Annotated in this window: 17 protein-coding genes; 13 read left to right on the top strand and 4 right to left on the bottom strand. The window is 51.3% G+C overall.

The features are described 5' to 3' along the window. Positions 1-116: 116 nt before the first annotated feature. The 12 genes from BEA93_RS18145 to yrbL all read left to right on the top strand — a co-directional run bounded on the left by BEA93_RS18145 (position 117) and on the right by yrbL (position 8,930). The gene (locus BEA93_RS18145) at positions 117-1,094 is read left to right on the top strand and encodes a calcium/sodium antiporter (RefSeq protein WP_000922895.1); all 978 of its coding nucleotides are present in this window, start codon (positions 117-119) and stop codon (positions 1,092-1,094) included. A gap of 13 nt (positions 1,095-1,107) precedes the next feature. Further along, on the top strand, positions 1,108-2,094 hold the full coding sequence (kdsD, locus tag BEA93_RS18140; protein ID WP_001517166.1) for an arabinose-5-phosphate isomerase KdsD: 987 nt from the start codon (positions 1,108-1,110) through the stop codon (positions 2,092-2,094). Between the two features lie 20 nt (positions 2,095-2,114). Next, positions 2,115-2,681: a 3-deoxy-manno-octulosonate-8-phosphatase KdsC gene (kdsC, locus tag BEA93_RS18135; RefSeq protein WP_000030047.1), complete on the top strand. Its 567-nt coding sequence runs from the start codon at positions 2,115-2,117 to the stop codon at positions 2,679-2,681. Further along, entirely contained in the window at positions 2,678-3,253 is a 576-nt protein-coding gene (gene lptC, locus BEA93_RS18130) for an LPS export ABC transporter periplasmic protein LptC (RefSeq protein ID WP_000030542.1), read from the top strand. Before kdsC ends, lptC begins: the two co-directional genes overlap by 4 nt. Continuing rightward, a complete protein-coding gene (lptA, locus tag BEA93_RS18125; protein WP_000669775.1) occupies positions 3,222-3,779 on the top strand; it encodes a lipopolysaccharide ABC transporter substrate-binding protein LptA in 558 nt (185 codons plus the stop codon). Before lptC ends, lptA begins: the two co-directional genes overlap by 32 nt. A gap of 6 nt (positions 3,780-3,785) precedes the next feature. Beyond that, positions 3,786-4,511 carry an LPS export ABC transporter ATP-binding protein gene (gene lptB / locus BEA93_RS18120; RefSeq protein WP_000224099.1) on the top strand — a complete coding sequence of 242 codons (726 nt, stop codon included), beginning with the start codon at positions 3,786-3,788 and terminating at the stop codon, positions 4,509-4,511. A gap of 47 nt (positions 4,512-4,558) precedes the next feature. Beyond that, entirely contained in the window at positions 4,559-5,992 is a 1,434-nt protein-coding gene (rpoN, locus tag BEA93_RS18115; protein ID WP_000809027.1) for an RNA polymerase factor sigma-54, read from the top strand. Positions 5,993-6,014: 22 nt separating this feature from the next. After that, on the top strand, positions 6,015-6,302 hold the full coding sequence (hpf, locus tag BEA93_RS18110; RefSeq protein WP_001176602.1) for a ribosome hibernation promoting factor: 288 nt from the start codon (positions 6,015-6,017) through the stop codon (positions 6,300-6,302). A gap of 117 nt (positions 6,303-6,419) precedes the next feature. Then, positions 6,420-6,911, top strand: coding sequence for a PTS IIA-like nitrogen regulatory protein PtsN (ptsN, locus tag BEA93_RS18105; protein WP_000609336.1), 492 nt, complete (start codon positions 6,420-6,422; stop codon positions 6,909-6,911). A 45-nt stretch (positions 6,912-6,956) separates the two neighbouring features. Continuing rightward, complete coding sequence (gene rapZ, locus BEA93_RS18100; protein ID WP_000243741.1) at positions 6,957-7,811, top strand: RNase adapter RapZ; 855 nt, start codon at positions 6,957-6,959, stop codon at positions 7,809-7,811. After that, positions 7,808-8,080 carry a PTS phosphocarrier protein NPr gene (npr, locus tag BEA93_RS18095; RefSeq protein WP_000216792.1) on the top strand — a complete coding sequence of 91 codons (273 nt, stop codon included), beginning with the start codon at positions 7,808-7,810 and terminating at the stop codon, positions 8,078-8,080. The genes rapZ and npr overlap by 4 nt, the downstream gene beginning before the upstream one ends. 217 nt (positions 8,081-8,297) lie before the next feature. Further along, complete coding sequence (yrbL, locus tag BEA93_RS18090) at positions 8,298-8,930, top strand: PhoP regulatory network protein YrbL (protein WP_001517167.1); 633 nt, start codon at positions 8,298-8,300, stop codon at positions 8,928-8,930. Here the strand turns inward: yrbL and mtgA are convergent. The 4 genes from mtgA to BEA93_RS18070 all read right to left on the bottom strand — a co-directional run bounded on the left by mtgA (position 8,927) and on the right by BEA93_RS18070 (position 13,896). After that, complete coding sequence (gene mtgA, locus BEA93_RS18085; protein ID WP_016249249.1) at positions 8,927-9,655, bottom strand: monofunctional biosynthetic peptidoglycan transglycosylase; 729 nt, start codon at positions 9,653-9,655, stop codon at positions 8,927-8,929. The genes yrbL and mtgA overlap by 4 nt on opposite strands. Beyond that, on the bottom strand, positions 9,652-10,305 hold the full coding sequence (gene elbB, locus BEA93_RS18080; protein WP_001517169.1) for an isoprenoid biosynthesis glyoxalase ElbB: 654 nt from the start codon (positions 10,303-10,305) through the stop codon (positions 9,652-9,654). The genes mtgA and elbB overlap by 4 nt, the downstream gene beginning before the upstream one ends. Positions 10,306-10,534: 229 nt before the next feature. Further along, positions 10,535-12,871 (bottom strand): aerobic respiration two-component sensor histidine kinase ArcB, encoded by a 2,337-nt coding sequence (arcB, locus tag BEA93_RS18075; protein WP_000809746.1) that lies wholly within the window; start codon positions 12,869-12,871, stop codon positions 10,535-10,537. A gap of 95 nt (positions 12,872-12,966) precedes the next feature. Next, complete coding sequence (locus tag BEA93_RS18070; RefSeq protein ID WP_001517170.1) at positions 12,967-13,896, bottom strand: TIGR01212 family radical SAM protein; 930 nt, start codon at positions 13,894-13,896, stop codon at positions 12,967-12,969. A gap of 676 nt (positions 13,897-14,572) precedes the next feature. Here BEA93_RS18070 and gltB point away from each other — a divergent pair. Continuing rightward, entirely contained in the window at positions 14,573-19,033 is a 4,461-nt protein-coding gene (gltB, locus tag BEA93_RS18060) for a glutamate synthase large subunit (RefSeq protein WP_105224848.1), read from the top strand.

Here is a 19,033-nt window from a genome sequence, read left to right as displayed (position 1 = left end):
GCGAAAGCTGGCATTTGTTTTACTTTTTAGCCGCATAAAGTCAAAATTAAGAATCCATTACGGCTTTCTGAAAATCTTCAGCGGACCGGCGAGTATACCTGAAGAAAGGACGTTAGATGCTTTTAGCTACGGCACTGTTAATTGTTGGTTTACTTTTGGTCGTATACAGTGCCGACCGACTGGTATTTGCCGCTTCCATTCTTTGTCGCACTTTTGGCATTCCACCGCTGATCATTGGTATGACCGTAGTCAGTATTGGTACGTCACTTCCAGAGATTATTGTTTCACTTGCCGCGTCGCTGCACGAACAACGAGATTTAGCTGTCGGTACGGCGCTTGGCTCAAACATTATCAATATCTTGCTGATCCTCGGTCTGACCGCGCTGGTACGCCCTTTTACCGTCCATTCTGATGTTCTGCGCCGTGAATTACCCTTAATGTTATTGGTCAGCGTTGTAGCCGGTTCCGTACTCTATGACGGACAACTTAGCCGCAGCGATGGTATCTTTCTCCTCTTTCTGGCTGTGCTATGGCTGCTGTTCATTGTTAAACTTGCACATCAGGCTGAACGTCAGGGAACTGACAGCCTGACCAGGGAGCAACTTGCAGAACTGCCGCGTGAAGGTGGTTTACCCGTTGCTTTTTTATGGCTCGGCATTGCACTGATCATCATGCCAGTAGCAACGCGGATGGTGATTGATAACGCTACCGTGCTGGCAAATTACTTTGCCATCAGCGAGTTGACTATTGGTCTGACGGCAATCGCTATCGGCACGAGTCTGCCAGAACTGGCAACCGCGATAGCCGGTGTACGCAAAGGTGAGAACGACATCGCCGTCGGTAATATCATCGGCGCGAATATTTTTAATATCGTCATCGTGCTGGGTCTACCGGCGCTGATTACCCCAGGGGAGATTAACCCACTGGCGTATAGCCGTGACTACAGCGTGATGTTGTTGGTAAGCATTATTTTTGCGTTGCTGTGCTGGCGGCGCTCCCCTCAACCTGGCCGTGGCGTAGGGGTATTATTAACAGGCGGATTTATCGTATGGCTGGCGATGTTGTACTGGTTATCGCCAATACTCGTTGAATAACTGGAAACGCATTATGTCGCACGTAGAGTTGCAACCGGGTTTTGACTTTCAGCAAGCAGGTAAAGAAGTCCTGGCGATTGAACGTGAATGCCTGGCGGAGCTTGATCAATACATCAATCAGAATTTCACACTCGCTTGTGAAAAGATGTTTTGGTGTAAAGGTAAAGTCGTAGTTATGGGGATGGGCAAATCGGGACACATCGGGCGCAAAATGGCAGCCACCTTTGCCAGCACCGGTACTCCGTCATTTTTCGTCCATCCTGGCGAAGCCGCGCATGGCGATTTAGGCATGGTTACGCCACAAGACGTGGTGATTGCTATCTCTAATTCGGGTGAATCCAGTGAAATCGCAGCATTGATTCCGGTGCTTAAGCGTCTTCACGTGCCGTTAATCTGCATTACCGGTCGTCCGGAGAGTAGCATGGCGCGTGCCGCTGACGTGCATCTGTGTGTTAAAGTAGCGAAAGAAGCCTGTCCGTTGGGGCTGGCACCGACCAGCAGCACCACCGCCACGCTGGTGATGGGCGATGCTCTCGCCGTCGCCCTGTTAAAAGCGCGCGGCTTTACCGCCGAAGATTTTGCGCTCTCACATCCCGGCGGCGCACTGGGTCGTAAACTTCTGCTGCGCGTAAGCGATATTATGCATACGGGTGATGAGATCCCGCATGTCAAAAAAACCGCCAGCCTGCGCGATGCATTACTGGAAATTACCCGCAAAAATCTTGGTATGACTGTCATTTGCGATGACAATATGATGATTGAAGGCATCTTTACCGACGGTGATTTACGCCGTGTCTTCGATATGGGTGTGGATGTCCGTCAATTAAGCATTGCCGATGTGATGACGCCGGGGGGAATCCGCGTGCGCCCTGGCATTCTGGCCGTTGAGGCACTGAACTTAATGCAATCCCGCCATATCACCTCCGTAATGGTTGCCGATGGCGACCATTTACTCGGTGTGTTACATATGCATGATTTACTGCGTGCAGGCGTAGTGTAAAGATTCAAGGATAAACAACAATGAGCAAAGCAGGTACGTCGCTTGAGACCTGTTACGGCCCTGTCAGCGCCGACGTTATGGCAAAAGCGGAGAACATTCGTCTGCTAATTCTCGACGTCGATGGCGTGCTGTCAGATGGCCTGATTTATATGGGCAACAACGGCGAAGAACTTAAAGCGTTCAATGTTCGGGACGGTTATGGCATTCGTTGTGCGCTCACCTCTGATATTGAAGTCGCCATCATTACCGGGCGAAAGGCTAAACTGGTAGAAGATCGTTGTGCCACATTGGGAATTACCCATTTGTATCAGGGGCAGTCGAACAAACTTATCGCCTTTAGCGATCTGCTGGAAAAACTGGCGATCGCCCCGGAAAACGTGGCTTACGTTGGGGATGATCTCATCGACTGGCCAGTAATGGAAAAAGTAGGCTTAAGCGTGGCTGTGGCCGATGCACATCCGCTGTTGATTCCGCGCGCTGATTACGTGACGCGCATTGCTGGTGGTCGTGGCGCAGTTCGTGAAGTTTGCGACTTATTACTCCTGGCGCAGGGCAAACTGGATGAAGCCAAAGGGCAATCGATATGAGTAAAGCCAGACGTTGGGTTATCATTGTGTTATCACTGGCGGTTCTGGTGATGATCGGCATTAACATGACCGAGAAAGACGATACCGCCCAGGTGGTCGTCAACAACAATGATCCCACCTATAAAAGCGAGCATACGGACACGCTCGTCTATAACCCGGAAGGGGCGCTAAGCTATCGATTGATTGCTCAACACGTTGAATATTATTCCGATCAGGCCGTTTCGTGGTTTACGCAACCGGTACTTACCACGTTTGATAAGGATAAAATCCCGACATGGTCGGTAAAAGCGGATAAAGCCAAGCTGACTAATGATCGGATGCTCTATTTATATGGACACGTTGAAGTCAACGCACTCGTGCCGGACTCTCAACTTCGCAGAATCACGACGGATAACGCGCAGATCAATCTGGTGACGCAGGATGTTACCTCTGAAGACCTCGTCACGTTATACGGAACAACATTTAACTCCAGCGGTCTGAAAATGCGCGGCAACTTACGCAGCAAGAACGCCGAGCTGATTGAAAAGGTTAGAACATCCTATGAAATTCAAAACAAACAAACTCAGCCTTAATCTTGTGCTTGCCAGCTCACTTCTGGCCGCCAGTATTCCGGCATTTGCCGTTACCGGAGACACTGACCAGCCGATTCACATTGAGTCGGATCAGCAATCTCTTGATATGCAAGGCAACGTGGTCACCTTTACCGGTAATGTCATCGTTACCCAGGGCACCATCAAAATTAATGCCGATAAAGTGGTCGTTACTCGTCCGGGCGGCGAACAAGGTAAAGAAGTGATTGACGGCTACGGTAAACCGGCAACGTTCTATCAGATGCAGGACAACGGTAAACCAGTCGAAGGTCACGCTTCCCAGATGCATTACGAACTGGCGAAAGATTTTGTCATCCTGACCGGTAATGCTTATCTGCAGCAGGTCGATAGCAATATAACGGGCGATAAAATTACTTATCTGGTGAAAGAGCAGAAAATGCAGGCTTTCAGCGATAAAGGCAAGCGCGTAACCACCGTTCTGGTGCCGTCGCAGTTGCAGGACAAAAACAACAAAGGCCAGACCCCGGCGCAGAAGAAGGGTAATTAATTCGTTATGGCAACATTAACAGCAAAGAACCTTGCAAAAGCCTACAAGGGTCGCCGCGTGGTGGAAGACGTCAGCCTGACCGTTAACTCCGGGGAAATTGTCGGGCTGCTGGGGCCAAACGGTGCCGGTAAAACCACCACTTTCTATATGGTCGTCGGTATTGTGCCGCGCGATGCGGGCAACATCATTATTGATGATGACGATATCAGCCTGCTGCCGCTGCATGCACGCGCGCGTCGCGGTATCGGCTATCTGCCGCAGGAAGCTTCAATTTTCCGCCGTCTTAGCGTTTACGATAACCTGATGGCAGTACTGCAAATTCGTGACGATTTATCCGCTGAACAACGTGAAGATCGTGCGAACGAATTGATGGAAGAGTTTCACATTGAGCATCTGCGCGACAGCATGGGCCAATCGCTCTCCGGTGGTGAACGCCGTCGTGTAGAAATTGCCCGCGCGCTGGCTGCAAATCCGAAATTTATCCTGCTCGATGAACCGTTTGCCGGGGTTGACCCGATCTCAGTCATCGACATTAAACGCATCATTGAGCATTTACGCGACAGCGGCCTGGGTGTACTTATCACCGACCACAACGTGCGTGAAACGCTGGCTGTTTGTGAACGTGCTTATATCGTCAGTCAGGGACATTTAATCGCCCACGGCACGCCGACAGAAATCTTACAAGACGAACATGTTAAGCGTGTATACCTTGGGGAAGACTTCAGACTCTGATAGGGTAGAAGCTCGCGACGTTTTAGCAGGAGAGTACGATTCTGAACATGAAGCAAGGTTTGCAACTCAGGCTTAGCCAGCAACTGGCGATGACGCCTCAGCTACAACAGGCAATTCGTCTGTTGCAGTTGTCCACGCTGGAACTTCAACAGGAGCTGCAGCAGGCGCTGGAAAGTAATCCACTGCTTGAGCAAATCGACACTCATGATGAAATCGACACTCACGAAACGCCAGACAGCGAAACGTTAGACACTGCTGACGCGCTCGAACAAAAAGAGATGCCGGAAGAACTGCCGCTTGATGCCAGTTGGGATACCATCTACACCGCCGGTACGCCATCCGGCACCAGCGGTGACTACATCGACGACGAGCTACCGGTCTATCAGGGCGAAACGACGCAGACCTTGCAGGATTATCTGATGTGGCAGGTTGAGCTGACGCCATTTTCTGACACTGACCGCGCCATCGCCACTTCTATTGTCGATGCCGTTGATGACACGGGATATCTCACCGTTCCACTGGAAGATATTCTCGAAAGTATGGGCGATGAAGAGATCGACATCGATGAAGTTGAAGCTGTCCTCAAACGAATCCAACGCTTTGATCCGGTTGGCGTGGCAGCGAAAGATCTGCGTGACTGTCTGCTGATCCAACTCTCCCAATTCGACAAAACTACGCCGTGGCTGGAAGAGGCCAGACTCATCATTAGCGATCACCTCGATCTGCTGGCAAATCACGACTTCCGCACACTGATGCGCGTAACACGCCTGAAAGAAGATGTGCTGAAAGAAGCCGTCAACTTGATCCAGTCGCTCGATCCACGCCCTGGTCAATCGATCCAGACCGGCGAACCGGAATATGTCATTCCAGATGTGTTGGTACGCAAGCATAACGGTCAATGGACGGTTGAACTCAACAGCGACAGCATTCCACGGCTACAAATTAACCAGCACTACGCCTCAATGTGTAATAACACACGCAATGATGGCGATAGCCAGTTTATCCGCAGCAATCTGCAGGATGCCAAATGGTTGATTAAGAGTCTGGAAAGCCGTAACGATACGCTACTGCGCGTGAGTCGCTGTATCGTTGAACAGCAGCAAGCCTTCTTTGAGCAAGGCGAAGAATATATGAAACCGATGGTACTGGCAGATATCGCTCAGGCTGTCGAAATGCATGAATCGACGATCTCTCGCGTGACCACGCAAAAGTACCTGCATAGTCCACGAGGCATTTTTGAACTGAAGTATTTTTTCTCCAGTCACGTCAATACCGAGGGCGGCGGCGAAGCCTCGTCCACGGCGATTCGCGCGCTGGTGAAAAAATTAATCGCGGCGGAAAACCCAGCGAAACCGTTGAGCGACAGCAAGTTAACTTCTTTGCTGTCGGAACAAGGTATCATGGTGGCACGCCGCACTGTTGCGAAGTACCGAGAGTCTTTATCCATTCCGCCGTCAAACCAGCGTAAACAGCTCGTTTGACCCAACCGATAAGGAAGACACTATGCAGCTCAACATTACCGGAAATAACGTCGAGATCACCGAGGCCCTGCGAGAATTTGTTACCTCAAAATTTGCCAAACTTGAGCAATATTTTGACCGAATCAACCAGGTCTATGTTGTTCTGAAAGTGGAGAAAGTCACCCATACCTCAGATGCAACACTGCATGTAAACGGTGGCGAAATTCATGCCAGCGCGGAAGGTCAGGACATGTACGCTGCCATTGATGGCTTAATCGATAAGTTGGCACGCCAACTGACTAAACATAAAGATAAATTGAAACAACACTAATTGTCCGGGCGATTAGCAAGTGCATGGTGGCCTGTTGTGTGGCACAACGGGCCATTTGTACGGTTAATGCTCCGAGCCTGTTCCACTGTTTGAGTGGACAGGCTCTTAGGTGAAATTATGATAAATAATGATACAACTCTACAGCTTAGCAGTGTTCTTAACAGGGAATGTACGCGAAGCCGCGTCCACTGCCAGAGCAAAAAACGCGCACTGGAAATCATCAGCGAACTGGCGGCGAAACAACTTAGCCTGCCGCCTCAGGTGGTTTTTGAAGCTATCCTGACGCGGGAAAAAATGGGCAGTACCGGTATTGGTAATGGTATTGCAATTCCGCATGGCAAACTGGAAGAAGATACTCTGCGTGCTGTTGGCGTTTTCGTTCAGCTCGAAACGCCTATCGCTTTTGATGCCATCGATAACCAACCGGTTGACTTGCTTTTTGCCCTGCTAGTACCGGCTGACCAAACCAAAACGCATCTGCATACTCTTTCGCTGGTGGCGAAACGTCTGGCGGACAAAACCATCTGCCGCCGTTTACGCGCAGCCCAAAGCGATGAAGAGCTGTATCAAATCATTACGGATACCGAAGGTACTCCGGATGAAGCGTAGTTATTCTGTAATGTCTCTTTTAGACGTTGTGAGGAGAAACAGTACATGGTACTGATGATCGTCAGTGGGCGTTCGGGTTCAGGTAAATCTGTCGCCCTGCGTGCGCTGGAAGATATGGGTTTTTACTGCGTGGATAACCTTCCCGTGGTGTTGTTACCCGATCTGGCCCGTACCCTGGCCGATCGCGAGATTTCTGCCGCCGTCAGCATTGATGTTCGTAATATGCCGGAGTCGCCAGAAATATTCGAACAGGCGATGAGCAACCTGCCTGATGCTTTCTCACCGCAACTGCTGTTCCTGGATGCCGACCGTAACACGTTAATACGCCGTTACAGCGATACGCGCCGCCTGCACCCACTTTCCAGCAAAAATCTGTCGCTGGAGAGCGCTATCGACAAAGAAAGCGATCTGCTGGAGCCACTGCGTTCGCGGGCGGATTTGATTGTCGATACGTCAGAAATGTCCGTTCACGAGCTGGCGGAAATGCTGCGTACCCGTCTGCTGGGTAAACGCGAGCGTGAACTGACGATGGTCTTTGAGTCCTTCGGCTTCAAGCACGGCATTCCTATTGATGCGGATTATGTCTTTGACGTGCGTTTCCTGCCGAACCCGCACTGGGACCCGAAACTGCGTCCGATGACCGGCCTTGATAAACCTGTCGCTGCGTTCCTCGACCGTCACACAGAAGTACACAATTTCATCTACCAGACGCGCAGCTATCTTGAGCTATGGTTACCTATGCTGGAAACCAACAACCGTAGCTACCTGACGGTCGCCATTGGTTGTACTGGCGGGAAGCACCGTTCGGTGTATATTGCAGAACAACTGGCAGACTACTTCCGCTCACGCGGTAAAAACGTCCAGTCACGCCATCGCACGCTGGAAAAACGCAAACCATGACCGTCAAGCAAACTGTCGAAATCACTAACAAGCTGGGCATGCATGCCCGGCCTGCTATGAAACTCTTTGAATTAATGCAAGGTTTTGACGCTGAAGTGCTGTTACGTAATGACGAAGGCACCGAGGCTGAAGCCAACAGCGTTATTGCGCTCTTGATGCTGGACTCTGCCAAAGGACGACAGATTGAAGTCGAAGCGACAGGCCCACAGGAAGTCGAAGCGCTGGCTGCGGTTATTGCTCTCTTTAATTCCGGTTTCGATGAAGATTAATCTTCATCCCTCTGACATTTAAATTCCCCCTCCTCAGCCCTTCAGGGCAATAAGAAAAGCGCGTACTGAAATCGTCATCAATGAACGTCATTTGTACATTTCGTGCGCTTTTCCATACACACAAAACCTTAAGAAAACCTTAAAAAGCCTTGTTTAGGTTTCGTTTAAGTTAAGCCCCCATACTGGAGACTGTCAGAAAATATTTCCAGGAGATGGCATGATTCGCTTATCTGAACAAAGTCCCCTGGGCACCGGAAGACATCGGAAATGTTACGCGCATCCGGAAGATGCCCAACGCTGTATCAAGATTGTCTACCACCGTGGCGACGGTGGCGATAAAGAGATCCGCCGCGAGTTAAAGTACTATGCGCACCTTGGTCGTCGTTTGAAAGACTGGAGCGGTATTCCACGCTATCACGGTACAGTTGAGACTGATTGCGGAACCGGTTATGTCTACGATGTCATTGCCGATTTTGATGGCAAGCCGTCTATTACATTGACCGAATTTGCTAAACAATGCCGTTACGAAGAAGATATCGCGCAACTGCGCCAGTTACTGAAACACCTGAAGCGTTATTTGCAGGATAATCGCATCGTGACGATGTCGCTGAAGCCGCAGAATATCCTCTGCCACCGTATCAGCGAGTCAGAAATTATTCCCGTCGTCTGTGACAACATTGGTGAAAGCACGTGGATTCCGCTGGCGACCTGGTCGAAGTGGTGTTGTCAACGTAAGCAAAAGCGATTGTGGCAACGTTTTATCGCGCAACCCGCGCTAGCTGTTGCGCTGCAGAAAGAGACGCTATCTTGTGAGAACAAGAAACTCTCACTCACTTCGCACGAAGCTTAATATAGTTGGTGTTGTCGCATAAACGACTCACCGCCTAATTGATGCATTTGCCGCAAAATCCACGCCTGACGGCTACGCACGTAGCCTGATGGTGCGAAGACTTTGAAACGGAGTGGGTTGGGTAGTACTGCAGCCAGTAACGCCGCTTCCGACTGGGTGAGTTTGCTGGCAGGTTTATGGAAATAACGTTGCGCTGCGGCTTCAACACCAAATACCCCTTCACCAAATTCGGCTACATTCAGGTAAACCGTCAGGATACGCTTTTTGCTCCAGACCGTTTCTATCCCCAATGTTAACCCGGCTTCCAGCCCTTTTCGTACCCAACTACGCCCATCCCATAAAAAGAGATTTTTGGCTGTCTGCTGTGAAATTGTTGATGCGCCGCGAACGCGGTTTTCATTGCGTTCATTGTGCGCCAGCGCTTTCTCAATAGAAGCCACATCAAAGCCCCAATGGTCGGGGAATTTCTGATCTTCTGCGGCAATCACCGCCAGCCCCATCCATGGCGAGATTTGATCCAGACTAACCCAATCAGAATGCGCCACGTAACGAAAGTTACCATGCAACCAGGCACTCACCTGACGCTCAGCCATTACCGCCGAGAACGGAACTGGCGCTATGCTAAACAACGCGATGCCCCCACCCCAGAACACGGCAAGGGCAACCACTAACCGCAGAAGAAAACGGCGGACGAAACCGAACGCCGTTAAGCGGCTTTTACTCATTCAGCCAGAACCAGCACGCGGGAAACCAGCTTATCAATGCCGCTCGCCGCTTCCGCAATGTTCTGCGCCAGCATATACGCTGGTGTAGTGACAATCTTATTGTCTTCATCAACAACGATATCATCGACCGGGCACGGCACATGCTCTGCGCCCATCTCTTCCAGCACTTCTGCGGTATCGATATCTGTGCCAATGGTCAAACGCAGCGGGAAATCGAAAATTTTAGGCAGCATCGCCGGGGCAATGCACATAAAGCCAAGCGGTTTACCTGCCTGATGCATCGCTTGCGCCAGCGCCTTTAATTCACGGTCAACGGTGCATTCACTGCCAAGGCTGGCAAAATTGCTTAAATTTTTCGCCGCACCAAAACCACCTGGCACAATCAACGCATCCAGTTCGGCGGCATCGGCCTGAGCCAGAGGACGGATCTCACCACGCGTTATACGTGCTGCTTCAATCAACACATTGCGCGTTTCCGCCATCGGCTCGCCAGTTAAATGGTTGATAACATCAACCTGCTGCTTATCCGGCGCAAAGCAGACCGCCTGCGCACCGTTGCGTGAAATTGCTAATAACGTCAAAACCGCTTCATGGATTTCAGAACCGTCATAGACACCGCACCCGCTCAGAACTACGCCAATTTTCTTCATTGTGATCATCCTTTCGCAACTGACTGAAACACATTAATCTTTTTAATAAGAATGCTACGCATCACACATTTAACTGATTCATGTAACAAATCATTTAAGATTTGCTATCTTAACTGCGTGCGGCCTGAAAAACAGTGCTGCGCCCTTGTAACTCATCATAATAATTTACGGCGCAGCCAAGATTTCCCTGGTGTTGGCGCAGTATTCGCGCACCCCGGTCTAGCCGGGGTCATTTTTTAGCAGCTTTCGCAACCCACGCTTTCAGTACTTCTACGTCGTGACGCCACTCTTCTTTCATCTCTTCAATCCATTCACCAACATTATCTTCCCACGCAGGAAGATCGGGAGACTGGATCTGCTGACCAAGCTGCTGCAGATGGCGTAACCCCACTGACCCCGCCGCACCTTTAATTTTGTGACCTTCCTCGACGATGCCTTTTTTATCTTGCGCCGTCAGATTCGATTCCAACACGCTCACATAGCCCGGCATCATTTTCTCAAACACCGCTAACCCGTCAGTGATCAGCTTCGGCCCTACAAGTTCGAGATACTGTTCCAGCATAGGAATATCAAGCAATGCTTCCGATTTACCGCTCTCTTCTGTCGTCATCGTGCTTTCCTCATCATCCTGGGTATCCCAGAATTTCTTGATCATCGCAGTTAGCGCCGGCACAGAAAGCGGCTTACTCAGCACATCATCCATTCCGGCATTGAGGTACTCTTGTTTATCTTTCAGCACATTGGCAGTTAAAGCCACCAGCGGCGGTAAATCTTCGCGCGGATAACGCTTCGTCAGTTCACGAGAGATATCCAGCCCGGTCATATCCGGTAACTGAATATCCAGCAACACCAGGTCGTATTCGCCAGGTTTAAACATCTCCAGCGCCGCCTTACCGGTCATCGCTACGTCGACAGTATTGCCGAGCTTTTCCAGCACCGAGCGTGCAACAATAACGTTCAGTTCAATATCTTCTACCAGCAGCACATTCAGCGCCGGTAAAGGCATATCATCTTCGTCAAACGCATCATCCACTTCTTCCGCCACCGACGGTGCATGGATCGTCAAAGTAAAGGTTGAACCTTTCCCTTGTTCGCTGGTGACGGTGATATCCCCCCCCATATTTTTCGCCAGCCGACGAGAAACCGCCAGACCAATACCGGTGCCGGTGGCAGGTTTACCGCCGTGGCTGTCTTTCACCTGGTAATACATAGCAAAAATTTTATCCAGTTCATCCTGCGGAATACCGATGCCAGAATCTTCCACTTCAAAATGCAACATGCCCCCTTCGTCATAACGCACACGAACGGTCACTTGCCCCTTCTGAGTGAATTTGACGGCGTTACTGATTAAGTTCCACAGGATCTGGCGTAAACGTGTGCCGTCGGTAATGATCTGATGCGGCAACGGCAGCGTCGGTTCCAGAATAAAACGCAGCCCTTTTTGCTGTGCCTGTAATGCGGAGAGGTTTTCCAGATCGGCAAGAAAGCTGGTGAAATCAACCGGCTGGTTATCAAGTTGAACTTTACGCCGCTCCATCTTATCCATGTCGATAATATCGTTGAAGATATTCCCCAATGTGACGGCGGAAACATGGATAGTTTTGAGATATTTTTCCTGCTCAGCGGTGAGTTCCGTATCCAGCAAGATACGACTTAATCCAACGATACCGTTCAGCGGTGTACGCAACTCATGGCTGATTGTCGAGATAAAAGTAGTTTTGTCGCGGCTGGCGCGTTCGAGCGCATCCTGATAACGCTTACGCTCGGTAATGTCGCGACCAAAGCCCATCAAACCGTGGCGTTTACCTACACGGTCGTAGTACGGCACTTTACGGATTTCAAAGCAGGCTTTGCGCCCGTCCGGATAATCCAGCCACTGTTCATAGGTCAGCGACACATTATGACGGAACACTTTCTCATCGGTTTCAATGACTTTTGCTGCGGCTTCCGGCGAGTAAACATCAGCAGGCTTCAGATGCACCAGTTGTTTTTCACTTTTCCCGGTCAGCAGCTCCATCGCGCGATTACAGCCGGAAAACTCTTTATCTTCGTTACGATAAAAAACCAGGTCGGGTGAAGCATCAAGGAAGGAACGTAAGAATGAGGATTGCTGTTCGAGCTGAATCTGCGTCTCTTCGCGCTCTTTGATTTCAATTTTCAACTGACCGAAGGTTTCCTGCAATTCAGCTTCTGCTTTTTCACGAACGGCAATTTCCTGATTAAGCTGGGTAATATTATCTTTCAGTTGTACGTTGAGGCTCAGATCGCGCTCGCGCATCTCCTCCAGCTTTTGCACCAGCCGGGACAGACGTTGCCGTGATTCTTCCAGTTGCTCCACCACTACCGAAAGAAAGTAAACCGCCCACGGTGTAATCAACAAACCAAAGAAGATGGAACGGATAACATCAATACTTTCAACTTCACCATGCAGCACCATGGTCACCGCCATTTGAACCACAATGGCGAGCACCACCAGCGCCAGCGCCAGTAGCATTGAGAAGCGCACCAGACCTAACTTCATCATCAGGTCAACATAGTACTGCGCCAACAAACGAATTTGCTTCATTTAAGGAATTCCTTCACGACAACCTGCCACAATAATACCCAATTCTGACAGTTACGCTGAAAATTGTGTGAGAAATGCGGAATTCCCCAGATTAACTACGAGGAAGGTGGCATCCACGGGCGTCCCAACGCCGATCCCTGCACGCCGTGTTCAGTAAGATAGCGATCCAGCTCGACCATTCCCGTCCAGCGATTTTCACACCACAGTGGGGCAAGTAGCGTCGGGCGACGGGCGCTGGCGGAAATACGATGATAGATAACTTCCGGTGGTGTATGGCGGATCATTTCTCCCGCTGTCAGCGTGTAATCGTCCAGTTCAATACCGTTCAAACGCCCCGCTTCCCATGCTTTCGCCATAATGCTGCCTTTCACGATATGCAGCGGATGCAGTTTTATGCCGTCAACACCGGTTTCCACCACCTGCTCCAGCGTTTGCAGACATTCAGTGCGTCCTTCACCCGGCAGGCCGACAATTAAGTGCGAGCACACTTTCAGCCCGCGTTCACGTGCCCGTTGCGTCGTGCGTTGATAACAGGCGAAATCATGGCCACGGTTAATACGGTGTAGCGTTTTGTCATGAGCGGTTTGCAGTCCCAGTTCCAGCCACACTTCATAACCCTGATCTTTATATTCGCAAAGCAGATCCAGCACAGCATCCGGTACGCAGTCCGGGCGGGTGCCAACACACAAACCGACAATATTGGCCTGACTCACCGCCTGCTGATACATAGAGCGCAGTACCTGAACTTCCGCAAAAGTGCTGGTATAAGCCTGAAAGTAAGCCAGATAGCGTTTCGCGCGATTAACTAAATTTGCCTGATGCGCCAGTTGTTCGGCAATAGAACGATGTTGCTGTTCTTCGTCGGCAAACGAGGCAACATTACAGAATGTGCAGCCACCGCGTCCGATGGTGCCATCACGATTCGGGCAGCTAAAACCACCGTGCAGCGTCAGTTTATGCACCTTTTGCCCGTAACGACGGGTAAGATCTCCACCAAACATATTGACTAATTTCTGTAACTGCATAATCTGATAGACCGCGCCTTGAAAAGAGGCCAAAGCCTGCCATTTTTAGCTCAATTCCGCGATGACCTGGATCAATCGCCCTGGCCTGCCTTTACCAACTGCATATTCAATCACAATTACTGAGATTTAATGCAATATCGTATTAATTACTTTTCCTTATCTTGCGTCGGATTTTTTTATCCGCTAATGGATTTTAAACAAAAACAGTAGTATGAAACGCCTTTATCTCTCAATGCAGTATAAAATGCTGGCTTAAGCGTCAGTTCAAGGCAGGATAAGGGTTAACACGCCTCTATAGTAGTCAGGAACTCAACGTTTTCCTTTTTCACCCCACTTTAATTCAAAATAAGATATTTCATTTAATTTCAATAAATTAATGAATATTTTTGCGCTAAAGCACATTTCTATACCAATAAGCTTGCCATTTGACCTGTGTCGCCTTTACCGATAAGTTGGAAATCCGCTGGAAGCTTTCTGGATGAGCAGCCTGCTCATCATATTTATGCAGTAATTGAGATCCCCTCTTCACCGTATTAACCGATGCGAAAAGGACAAAAAAAGGGGGCGAATGCGAGGTAAGCGTATGAAACGCAAACCCCGTCGCCACGCTCTTTCTGTGCCCGTGCGTTACGGTTCGGAAGTGGGGTTCCCGCAGAGCCTGGGGGAGGTTCACGATATGTTGTACGATAAATCCCTTGAGAGGGACAACTGTGGTTTCGGCCTGATCGCCCACATAGAAGGCGAACCTAGCCACAAGGTAGTGCGTACGGCAATACACGCACTGGCCCGCATGCAGCACCGTGGCGCGATTCTCGCTGATGGTAAAACCGGCGACGGTTGCGGCTTGCTGTTACAAAAACCGGATCGCTTTTTTCGCATCGTTGCGCAAGAACGCGGCTGGCGTTTAGCGAAAAACTACGCCGTCGGGATGATCTTTCTGAATAAAGATCCCGAACTCGCCGCTGCCGCACGCCGCATCGTTGAAGAAGAGCTGCAACGCGAAACATTGTCGATTGTGGGCTGGCGTGATGTCCCCACCAACGAAGGCGTACTGGGTGAAATTGCCCTCTCCTCTCTGCCACGCATTGAGCAAATTTTCGTTAACGCTCCGGCTGGCTGGCGTCCGCGCGATATGGAACGCCGTCTGTTTATCGCCCGTCGCCGCATTGAGAAACGTCTCGAATCCGATAAAGACTTCTACATCTGTAGCCTGTCGAATCTGGTCAACATCTATAAAGGTCTGTGTATGCCGGCGGATTTGCCGCGCTTTTACCTGGATCTTGCGGATCTGCGTCTGGAATCAGCTATCTGCCTGTTCCATCAACGCTTCTCCACCAACACCGTGCCGCGCTGGCCACTGGCGCAGCCATTCCGTTACCTCGCACATAACGGTGAAATCAACACCATCACAGGTAACCGTCAGTGGGCGCGTGCCCGTACTTATAAATTCCAGACGCCGCTAATCCCCGATTTACACGACGCAGCACCGTTTGTGAACGAAACCGGCTCCGACTCCAGCTCGATGGATAACATGCTGGAACTGCTGCTGGCGGGCGGGATGGATATCATCCGCGCCATGCGTCTGTTAGTGCCACCTGCCTGGCAGAACAACCCGGATATGGACCCGGAACTGCGCGCGTTCTTCGACTTTAACTCCATGCATATGGAGCCGTGGGATGGCCCGGCGGGCATCGTGATGTCCGACGGTCGTTTCGCCGCCTGTAACCTCGACCGTAACGGTCTGCGTCCGGCACGCTACGTCATCACCAAAGATAAGTTGATCACCTGCGCCTCTGAAGTCGGCATCTGGGATTATCAGCCTGATGAAGTGGTGGAAAAAGGCCGCGTCGGGCCAGGTGAGCTGATGGTGATCGACACTCGCAGTGGGCGTATTCTGCACTCGGCGGAAACCGATGATGACCTGAAAAGCCGCCATCCGTACAAAGAGTGGATGGCGAAAAACGTCCGCCGTCTGGTGCCGTTTGAAGACTTGCCTGATGAAGAAGTGGGGAGTCGCGAACTGGACGACGACACGCTTGCCAGCTACCAGAAACAGTTTAACTACAGCGCGGAAGAGTTGGATTCCGTGATCCGCGTACTGGGCGAAAACGGCCAGGAAGCCGTCGGTTCGATGGGCGACGACACCCCATTCGCCGTGCTCTCCAGCCAGCCGCGTATTATTTACGACTACTTCCGTCAGCAATTTGCCCAGGTGACTAACCCGCCAATCGACCCCCTACGTGAAGCGCATGTCATGTCGCTCGCCACCAGCATCGGTCGTGAAATGAACGTCTTCTGCGAAGCAGAAGGCCAGGCGCACCGCTTAAGCTTTAAATCGCCAATTCTGCTCTACTCCGATTTCAAACAGCTCACGACCATGAAAGAGGAGCACTATCGCGCAGATACGCTGGATATCACCTTTGACGTTAGCAAAACCACGCTTGAAGCGACGGTTAAAGAGCTGTGCGATAAAGCCGAAAAAATGGTACGTAGCGGCACCGTGCTACTGGTACTTTCAGACCGAAATATCGGTAAAGATCGCCTGCCGGTTCCGGCTCCGATGGCGGTTGGCGCGATCCAGACCCGTCTGGTCGATCAAAGCCTGCGTTGCGATGCCAACATCATCGTCGAAACCGCCAGCGCCCGCGATCCGCACCACTTCGCTGTGCTGCTGGGCTTCGGTGCAACCGCCATTTATCCGTACCTTGCCTATGAAACGCTGGGACGCTTAATCGACACCCATGCGATTGCCAAAGACTATCGTACCGTGATGCTGAACTACCGTAACGGCATCAACAAAGGCTTGTACAAAATCATGTCCAAAATGGGCATCTCCACCATCGCCTCTTACCGCTGCTCGAAACTGTTCGAAGCAGTCGGTCTGCACGATGACGTGATGAGCCTGTGCTTCCAGGGCGCAGTCAGCCGCATTGGCGGCGCGAGCTTTGAAGATTTCCAGCAGGATCTGCTGAATCTTTCAAAACGTGCCTGGCTGGCGCGTAAACCCATCAGCCAGGGCGGCTTGTTAAAATACGTGCATGGCGGCGAATACCACGCCTACAACCCGGACGTCGTGCGCACACTGCAACAGGCAGTTCAGAGTGGCGAGTACAGCGACTATCAGGAATACGCGAAGCTGGTTAACGAGCGTCCGGCAACGACACTGCGCGATCTGCTGGCGATTACTCCGGGTGATGATGCGGTCAACATTGCTGATGTTGAACCAGCCAGTGAACTGTTTAAACGCTTCGATACCGCAGCGATGTCTATCGGCGCATTAAGCCCGGAAGCCCACGAAGCGCTGGCGGAAGCGATGAACAGCATCGGCGGTAACTCTAACTCCGGGGAAGGCGGTGAAGATCCGGCGCGTTACGGCACCAATAAAGTCTCACGTATCAAACAGGTCGCTTCTGGCCGCTTCGGCGTAACCCCGGCGTATCTGGTTAACGCCGACGTGATTCAGATTAAAGTCGCTCAGGGCGCGAAACCGGGCGAAGGTGGTCAGTTACCTGGCGATAAAGTCACGCCGTATATCGCCAAACTGCGCTACTCCGTGCCGGGCGTAACGCTGATCTCCCCGCCGCCACACCACGATATCTACTCTATCGAGGATTTAGCGCAGCTTATTTTCGACCTGAAACAGGTTAACCCGAAAGCGATGATCTCCGTCAAACTGGTTTCTGAACCAGGCGTCGGGACTATCGCAACTGGCGTTGCGAAAGCGTATGCCGATTTAATCACCATCGCGGGCTATGACGGCGGCACCGGCGCAAGCCCGCTCTCCTCGGTGAAATACGCAGGCTGCCCGTGGGAACTGGGCCTGGTGGAAACTCAGCAGGCACTGGTGGCTAACGGCCTGCGCCATAAAATTCGTTTGCAGGTTGATGGCGGCCTGAAAACAGGCGTTGATATCATCAAAGCGGCAATTCTCGGCGCGGAAAGCTTTGGCTTTGGCACCGGTCCGATGGTGGCGCTGGGTTGTAAATACCTGCGTATTTGCCACCTGAACAACTGCGCCACCGGCGTAGCAACTCAGGACGAAAAACTGCGTAAGAATCACTATCACGGCTTACCGTTCAAAGTGACTAACTACTTTGAGTTTATCGCCCGTGAAACCCGCGAGCTGATGGCGCAACTGGGTGTAACACGTCTGGTCGATCTGATTGGTCGTACCGACCTGCTCAAAGAACTGGACGGCTACACAGCAAAACAACAGAAACTGGAACTGTCTCGCCTGCTGGAGACCGCCGAGCCACATCCGGGTAAAGCGCTCTATTGCACTGAGAAAAACCCACCGTTTGATAACGGCATACTCAACGCGCAGTTGCTGCAACAGGCGAAACCGTTTGTCGATGAGCGCCAGAGCAAAACCTTCTGGTTCGATATTCGCAACACCGACCGTTCCGTGGGCGCATCACTCTCTGGCTACATCGCGCAAACACACGGCGATCAGGGGCTGGCAGCCGATCCTATCAAAGCGTACTTCAACGGCACCGCGGGTCAGAGCTTCGGCGTGTGGAACGCAGGCGGCGTGGAGCTGTATCTGACTGGCGATGCTAACGACTATGTTGGTAAAGGCATGGCAGGCGGCTTAATCGCCATTCGTCCACCCGTGGGTTCGGCCTTCCGCAGCCATGAGGCGAGCATTATCGGCAACACCTGCCTGTATGGCGCGACCGGTGGTCGTCTGTATGCCGCAGGCCGTGCAGGAGAACGTTTCGGTGTGCGTAACTCTGGTGCTATCACTGTGGTAGAAGGCATTGGCGACAACGGTTGTGAATATATGACCGGCGGTATCGTCTGTATTCTGGGTAAAACCGGCGTTAACTTTGGCGCAGGCATGACCGGGGGCTTCGCTTACGTTCTCGACGAAAGTGGTGATTTCCGCAAACGCGTTAACCCGGAACTGGTGGAAGTGTTAAGCGTTGACTCCCTGGCGATCCATGAAGAGCATCTGCGTGGTCTTATCACCGAGCATGTGCAACACACCGGTTCCCAGCGTGGTGAAGAGATCCTGGCTAACTGGTCAACCTTCGCCAGCAAATTCGCGCTGGTTAAACCGAAGTCCAGTGATGTAAAAGCACTGCTGGGTCACCGTAGTCGTAGTGCAGCAGAGTTGCGCGTGCAGGCGCAGTAA

The organism is Escherichia sp. MOD1-EC5950 (genome assembly GCF_002965345.1).
GTDB classification, from domain to species: domain Bacteria; phylum Pseudomonadota; class Gammaproteobacteria; order Enterobacterales; family Enterobacteriaceae; genus Escherichia; species Escherichia marmotae.
This window is presented reverse-complemented; position numbering and strand designations above follow the sequence as displayed.

Coding starts and splice junctions, on each gene's coding strand:
- ptsN (WP_000609336.1), top strand. CDS start 6,420: ATGATAAATAATGATACAACTCTACAGCTTAGCAGTGTTCTTAACAGG.
- npr (WP_000216792.1), top strand. CDS start 7,808: ATGACCGTCAAGCAAACTGTCGAAATCACTAACAAGCTGGGCATGCAT.
- kdsC (WP_000030047.1), top strand. CDS start 2,115: ATGAGCAAAGCAGGTACGTCGCTTGAGACCTGTTACGGCCCTGTCAGC.
- kdsD (WP_001517166.1), top strand. CDS start 1,108: ATGTCGCACGTAGAGTTGCAACCGGGTTTTGACTTTCAGCAAGCAGGT.
- lptA (WP_000669775.1), top strand. CDS start 3,222: ATGAAATTCAAAACAAACAAACTCAGCCTTAATCTTGTGCTTGCCAGC.
- arcB (WP_000809746.1), bottom strand. CDS start 12,871: ATGAAGCAAATTCGTTTGTTGGCGCAGTACTATGTTGACCTGATGATG.
- elbB (WP_001517169.1), bottom strand. CDS start 10,305: ATGAAGAAAATTGGCGTAGTTCTGAGCGGGTGCGGTGTCTATGACGGT.
- lptC (WP_000030542.1), top strand. CDS start 2,678: ATGAGTAAAGCCAGACGTTGGGTTATCATTGTGTTATCACTGGCGGTT.
- gltB (WP_105224848.1), top strand. CDS start 14,573: ATGTTGTACGATAAATCCCTTGAGAGGGACAACTGTGGTTTCGGCCTG.
- mtgA (WP_016249249.1), bottom strand. CDS start 9,655: ATGAGTAAAAGCCGCTTAACGGCGTTCGGTTTCGTCCGCCGTTTTCTT.
- lptB (WP_000224099.1), top strand. CDS start 3,786: ATGGCAACATTAACAGCAAAGAACCTTGCAAAAGCCTACAAGGGTCGC.
- yrbL (WP_001517167.1), top strand. CDS start 8,298: ATGATTCGCTTATCTGAACAAAGTCCCCTGGGCACCGGAAGACATCGG.
- hpf (WP_001176602.1), top strand. CDS start 6,015: ATGCAGCTCAACATTACCGGAAATAACGTCGAGATCACCGAGGCCCTG.
- BEA93_RS18070 (WP_001517170.1), bottom strand. CDS start 13,896: ATGCAGTTACAGAAATTAGTCAATATGTTTGGTGGAGATCTTACCCGT.
- BEA93_RS18145 (WP_000922895.1), top strand. CDS start 117: ATGCTTTTAGCTACGGCACTGTTAATTGTTGGTTTACTTTTGGTCGTA.
- rapZ (WP_000243741.1), top strand. CDS start 6,957: ATGGTACTGATGATCGTCAGTGGGCGTTCGGGTTCAGGTAAATCTGTC.
- rpoN (WP_000809027.1), top strand. CDS start 4,559: ATGAAGCAAGGTTTGCAACTCAGGCTTAGCCAGCAACTGGCGATGACG.